The organism is Bradyrhizobium sp., from assembly GCF_004799445.1.
Classification (GTDB): Bacteria; Pseudomonadota; Alphaproteobacteria; order Rhizobiales; family Xanthobacteraceae; genus Bradyrhizobium.
In genome coordinates this window covers 1-5406 of record NZ_SSNA01000144.1, presented here as the reverse complement: position 1 = coordinate 5406, position 5406 = coordinate 1, and the positions used below count along the sequence as shown (strand labels likewise).

The window sequence follows — 5406 nt, the reverse complement described above, 5'->3', positions numbered from 1 at the left end:
CCTCATCCCAAGGAAATGCTTCCGTTATCTGACGTGCAACCCATTCTGCCGTCGGATTTGCTGTGACGTTGATCCAGACGAGGTCTCTGCGGTCGAGTCGGACAATCTTAGGTGATTCCATCACGGCATCAACTCGAATAAGGTTTTCGGTACACACACGGTTGGCGCCAATCGATACAACCGGGTTCGAGCAGCCATTTGGCTGCTTCGCTTGGAACCTTCCAAGTCTCCGCGACTTCGTTCATCGAGAGAACGCAAAACCCAAGGACTTATTCTCACTTAGGAGCGTGGCAGCGAGGTTGACCTAATGAGTACCATATATCCATTGAGCGTCCACCGCCGCATCGAACGGCAGTGGGCTGAACGCATTAATTCGCTAAGACAAATCCATGGCCAAATTGTTGTTGGGACCGAGAGAACGTTGCAACGGGTATTCAACAATGACGATTCGATGATTCCAGTCCCGGTGAGAGCGATCGTGGACCGGCGACAACTTGATCAGTGTCGACCACGTGATTGATTTTCCAAATCATAGTCGTTCATATGACCCAACGCGGCGTGGCGTGCGATTTTGGGGACACGATAGCGCTATAGAGGCATCATTTTTTATAAACGAAGATGCATTAAAGCGAATTCAACCAGATGCCCGCCTCGACGAGTCGGGTTTTCTGAACGCGTTCGATTCCAATCGTGATTTGATATGTGCCGCCGCGGCCAAGGTCTATGTTCGCGGAAGCAGAGGTTCCTATGATCTAGTCGCCGCTAATTTTTGAAACAATTGCTGCGTTTCAATGCTGGCAATGAAAGAGGCCGCCAACTGAGGCGGCCTAAGCCGCGAACGAACTCGCTTGCACTCAGTGAGCTACTGAAGCGATGGGGAAGATGAGGCGGCCTCGGATTCGGCGGTTATGGAGCGTATGGCTATGGCGGTTACGGATATCCCGACGCCTACGGCTATTACGGTGACGAGGACGATGGTGGATGCTATCTGGTTCGTCGGCGTGTGATGACGCGATACGGTTGGCGCATTCGGCGCGTATCGCCGGCACGATCGCCGCTGGCTCGCTTTTGGGTTGGACGCTGATGGGGATGATACCCGTTGCTGTGGGCCTGATCAGTCTCTTTTCCGAAATCCGAAGCGACAAAACCGCATAGCGCCCGGCGTCCAGTCCCTCGACAAAAGACGGGAGGCGCACCACTTTTACCGAATGGCCTTTGGGAACTATAAAATCAAGGCTGACTTCGGCGGTGAGCGTATTACCGATCGAAACTCTGCGACGGCCTTTATGCTCACCCTGACCACGATTTATCGTAAGAAGCCGCACTGGAAGTTGGCTGACCAAGCTCTGCGACAAGCTTCCAAATCAGCAGCCGCGGAATCTCGTGCGAGCGCTGCGTTCAAGGCCGCCATTGAAGCCGAAGGTTGGCTGGAAAATTGACTTTCACGCCTCGTCCTTCATCCTGCATCGAGCCGACCTAGCTTCCCCGTATCCCAGTCAGATAAATTTCCGTGATGCTCACAAGCCGGACGCTGAGCAGCTTGATGCCTTTGCAAGGGCACCGATGAAATAATCAAAGACGGCGCCTGCCGGGAAGGACGGTTTCTTTTTGGCGTTCTGTCACTTCCCAAAAAGGGACTTCCGCGGCCTGGTCGAGCTCAACGGGCCAACTCGGCGCCTATGCCCCTCGCGCCGTCCTTCTCGTCCACAGCAGTGCAACCGCGTAGATCGAAAAGCCCGAACCGAGACAAGCCGGAACCGCGCCCCGTAACCACGCCGTGTGTTCGGTTTGGAGGCTGACGATTACCACGCCCTGCCCAGCAGCGACGCCTGCCTGGGAGTTTAGCGGGCCGGTCCAAGGCTATCGGCCATGGCCGCGCCGCGGGCGCCCAGGGGCTTGGGATGCCCGACGGTGGTATCAACCGCGGTCTGGTGCTCGATTTCGGAGTTCAATTCCGCGCCCCACAGCACAATGATGGCGGACATCCACATCCACATCATCAGGCCAATCGCAGCCCCCAGCGTGCCATAGGTCGCGTTGTAATTTCCGAAGTTGGAAAGATACCACGACAGCAGCGCGGAGCCGGCAATCCAAAGCAGGGCGGCCGCCAGCGTGCCGACGCTCAGCCACTCCCACCGAGCCGCACGCCGGCTCGGCCCGAATCGGTAGAGAATGCCGAGTGCCAGCAACAACATCACCAACAGCAGCGGCCACCGCGCTAGGCTGACGATAATTTTGCTTTCACTGCCAAGCCAAAGGTGATCCAGCACCAGCGGCAGCGCTACCACCGCGCCGACCATCAGCAGCAGGGCTAAGATGCCGGCTGTCGTGAAGGCGAGTGAGAGCAAGTTCAATTTGATGAAGCTGCGTTTCTCGCGCTCCTCGTAAACGACATTGAGGGCGTCGATGACAGCCTTTACGCCCGCATTAGCGCTCCAGATCGCCAAGGCCGCCCCAACAGGAAGGTTGCGCCGAGCGCGGTGTTGCCCTTAGCTAGCACGCGCGCGATCTGGTCCTGCACGATCTGGAACGAGCCGTCCGGCAACATCAGTGACAGCGCCTGTAGATTGTCACCGATGGTCGAGGGGTTGGCGAACAGGCCGTAGCTTGACACCAAAACGGTAACAGCTGGAAACACCGCGAGCAGGCCGAAGAACACAACGCCGGCGGAGATGGCGAGCAGCCGGTTTTCGCCGGTGCGCTCATAGGTCCGCCACAGGATGTCTTTCCAGCCGGTCCACGGAATCTTCAGCGGGTTCGCGGAAAACCGGCCGCGGCCTTGCTGCGAGAGTTCACGCGCAAATTTGCTGCGCTGTTGCGAGACTGCCGGCCCGACGTTTGGAGTTGCCGAACTCGGTGGCGTATCGGCCTGGAAGTAGTGCTGCACCGCGATCACGAGAAAAGCCGTGGCTGCGATCAAGACCAGATTCTCGGTGTGGTTAGATCGGCCGCCGGACATCATACGCTGGATTTCCTCGCATTGCTGTGCCGTCGCGCCACCGCCCAGCCCAGCAAGATCGCAATCACGATTAGCGCCGCACGTCCGTCCGGCGGTTCCTGCGCCGGGCGCCGACCGGCACGGCGGCTGCGGCGGACGCTTGCCATCGGTGCCGAGGGCTCGATCAGGATCGCCGCCGCGGTATCCCTGACTGCCTCGATCTGATCGGGGTTGACGGGATTGGCCTTGATGGCGGCACGCAATCGGCTGGTCAGGCTCGGAAAATGCGGCGCCGGGCGTTTGAGCTTGCTGGACGCCAGCGCCGCAAAAACGATGGCGACGATTAGCAACAGGCCGCCGACGGCGCCGAAGGCCTGAAACAGTCCGTAGTTCATCTCGGTCCAACGAAACAACGCGGTAACGCCGACCAGGCAGGCTGCGATCAGGAAAATTCCGGCGGCGGCATAGAGCCCGGCGGCAACGGCATAGGATGCGACGATGCCTTGGCCCTGCGCCGCGCGGTCGCGCAGGTAGGAACGCGTGGCCAATTTGATCTGTCTGATCTTGAGCGCCAGCCCGATCCGCGGCAAGCCGCTCGACAGTGCGAGCATGTCCCGATTCCTTCATGACAACGGACGCGCTACCCCTGCCATGATGAAACGTGCACACGTTTCGAATGTTCCTCTGCTTTGTACCTAGCAAAGCAACTATTAACTCACGATTTCACGCAGCAGCCGCTGCTATCCCTGTCGCAAACGTTATCCGGCTGGCGGGTAGCGGCGAATCGGGCGATGCTGTTGCGGGACGCGGGATCTTTGCAGGCTCATTGGTTGGATGGTCTCGACCTGATCCGGTCGCGGGCGGCGCTTGAGGCAGAGATTTGGGTGCTACGGCAGCAGATCAACGTTCTGCGGCGAACTGCTCCAAAGAAACTTTCCTTCAGTCCCATCGACCGATTGATATTCGTTGGTCTGTATCGGTTGTTCCCTAAGGTGTGCGATGCGTTGGCGATCGTGAAGCCAGGCACCATTGTTCGTTGGCATCGGGCGGGTTTCCGGTTGTACTGGCGCTGGAAGTCTCGACCTCGTGGTGGCCGGCCAACGGTTCCGTTGGGAGCCCGAACGGCGCCCACATCCGTGGCACTCTCGTGCCGGTGGAGGAGCCGTCCACAGCATCAATAAGGAACTCATGCATCGCAACAATTTTCTGATATTCGATCACCTCGTCAGCGCGGCCGAGCACGAGTGTGGAATGGTAAGAGCTTTAGGCCACACCACGTTTGCAAACCGGCTTTCTGTGCGCGGGAACCGAAACTGACCTTGTCGGTTAGCTCTCCGGGACTTCATCTTAGGGAGTGTGCGCCGTGGACTAGGATCGAATTGCCGGTTCGGCGAAGGATTTCGCCGGTAAGGTCGAAGGCACCGTCGGCGATATCGCCGCCGACGCAAAGACCCAGGCAGCAGGCCGCGTCCGCGAGGCGACAGGCACGGCGCAGAACCTATACGGCCAGGCCAAGGATGCAGCTCGCGAAGCTACGGATGCCGCCGCCAGCTACGCCAAAGACGCTTATGAGGACAGCGGCGATGCTTTCCATGACGGCTCGCAAGCGATTGCGAAGAAGGTGCAGGACAATCCGCTCAGTTCGATGTTGATCGCGGGCGGGATCGGCTTTGCGTTGGCGCTATTGATGACGCGCCCGCCGCGCCGCCCGCTGCGGCGCTAGCGATACTACGGCTAAGATGGCCATATCGGAACAATTCACGCTTTGATTGATTGGCTGTTTGTTGGCTTGGAGATTAAATCGTGAGTGATAACTACGAAGGCTTGGATCCCGTTCCAGAACCGAAATCCACCGTCGCGGAAGTTTCCGAAGCTGTGAAAGGGACAGTCCATCGAGTTAGCGGCGCGATAGAAGCGGGTCGAAAGCCCGGGATGCCGTTGAGCATCTTGAGTAATATCGCGCGCGAAGCGCCTCTTGGTTCGCTGTTAATCGCGTTCTTGTTGGGAGTTGCCGTCGCCCGCCGCCGCTGATGGTTTGGGGGCGCGCTAACCGGTCCGGGGTGAACAGATCTGCTGACGGCTCGGCGGATGCTTAGGCTCTGCGCGTCGATGTCGGCGAGGGACATGTAAAGCGCTTGCCCGGTCCCGGCCCGCGATGGTCGCGGTAGGGACGAGGATTTCTCCTCGCCCCGCACAGATCCCGGCAAGTTTGGCGGCGCTTTCGCCTGATCCCACGAGAGGCATCGTTGCCCGATCCACAAACACACACCCTATCGCCTCGCGCGGCGGCGCGGCCTCGTTGTCCCAAATGCCAGTCGCGCACGGAGGTCGAGCGCATTACCGCAGCGCCGCTTCGGCAATGTTGTGTGTACCGAAAACTTAAGCTCGGGCGTAGTGGTGGTGAAGTCCGCCAAGGATGGCGTGTGATTTGATACTTCCGATTCGCTGAATTTGGCGAGTGACCGGCG

5 protein-coding genes and 1 pseudogene are annotated in these 5406 nt (G+C 59.0%); 4 read left to right on the top strand and 2 right to left on the bottom strand.

Features of this window, described 5'->3' with window-relative positions; genetic code table 11:
• Positions 1-512: 512 nt before the first annotated feature.
• Together E8A46_RS19860 and E8A46_RS19855 are read left to right on the top strand one after the other, a co-directional pair.
• Entirely contained in the window at positions 513-773 is a 261-nt protein-coding gene (locus E8A46_RS19860; RefSeq protein WP_291564820.1) for a DUF1488 domain-containing protein, read from the top strand.
• Positions 774-1208: 435 nt separating this feature from the next.
• Complete coding sequence (locus E8A46_RS19855; RefSeq protein ID WP_291564817.1) at positions 1209-1439, top strand: hypothetical protein; 231 nt, start codon at positions 1209-1211, stop codon at positions 1437-1439.
• 402 nt (positions 1440-1841) lie between these two features.
• Here E8A46_RS19855 and E8A46_RS19850 read toward each other — a convergent pair.
• Positions 1842-2959 (bottom strand): annotated as a pseudogene (locus tag E8A46_RS19850) (YihY/virulence factor BrkB family protein).
• On the bottom strand, positions 2959-3549 hold the full coding sequence (locus tag E8A46_RS19845) for a phage holin family protein (RefSeq protein ID WP_291564815.1): 591 nt from the start codon (positions 3547-3549) through the stop codon (positions 2959-2961). The pseudogene E8A46_RS19850 and the gene E8A46_RS19845 overlap by 1 nt, the downstream one beginning before the upstream one ends.
• A 767-nt stretch (positions 3550-4316) precedes the next feature.
• Between E8A46_RS19845 and E8A46_RS19840 the strand changes: the two genes are divergently transcribed.
• The gene (locus tag E8A46_RS19840; RefSeq protein ID WP_291564819.1) at positions 4317-4661 is read left to right on the top strand and encodes a CsbD family protein; all 345 of its coding nucleotides are present in this window, start codon (positions 4317-4319) and stop codon (positions 4659-4661) included.
• Positions 4662-4741: 80 nt separating this feature from the next.
• Complete coding sequence (locus E8A46_RS19835) at positions 4742-4969, top strand: hypothetical protein (protein ID WP_291564813.1); 228 nt, start codon at positions 4742-4744, stop codon at positions 4967-4969.
• Positions 4970-5406 lie beyond the last annotated feature (437 nt).

Bases quoted from the DNA above. Each gene is read 5' to 3' on its own strand.
- E8A46_RS19855 (WP_291564817.1), top strand. From the start codon at position 1,209: ATGGCCTTTGGGAACTATAAAATCAAGGCTGACTTCGGCGGTGAGCGT.
- E8A46_RS19845 (WP_291564815.1), bottom strand. From the start codon at position 3,549: ATGCTCGCACTGTCGAGCGGCTTGCCGCGGATCGGGCTGGCGCTCAAG.